This is a genomic window from Staphylococcus pasteuri (genome assembly GCF_030547725.1).
Lineage (GTDB): Bacteria > Bacillota > Bacilli > Staphylococcales > Staphylococcaceae > Staphylococcus > Staphylococcus pasteuri.
This window is the reverse complement of the sequence record NZ_JAUOQO010000558.1, coordinates 1-256: the sequence shown is the minus strand read 5'-3', so window position 1 is coordinate 256 and position 256 is coordinate 1. Positions and strand designations below refer to the sequence as shown.

Annotated in this window: 1 protein-coding gene; it reads right to left on the bottom strand. The window is 41.0% G+C overall.

Going from position 1 to position 256, the window contains the following annotated elements:
* Nucleotides 1-256: hypothetical protein (locus tag Q4528_RS14710; protein ID WP_303522405.1), on the bottom strand; the 256-nt coding region annotated here is incomplete at both ends.

The window sequence follows — 256 nt, the reverse complement described above, 5'->3', positions numbered from 1 at the left end:
AGATGTTACCGCACGTTTTACCTGGTTACGGGCCACTGACGAATCGTCAACCACCAGTACTTTTTTATCTATTCGAACGTTGGCTGCGGCTTCTTCAACAATTTCTTTACTCACTGTAGTATCAACGGGCGAGATTTCATCAAGAATTTTCTCTACATCAAGAATAGAGACTAACTCTTTTTCTACTTCAGTCACCGCTGTTAGATAGTTAAATTTACCAGCACCTTTTGGTGGCGGTAAAATATCTTCCCAGTTC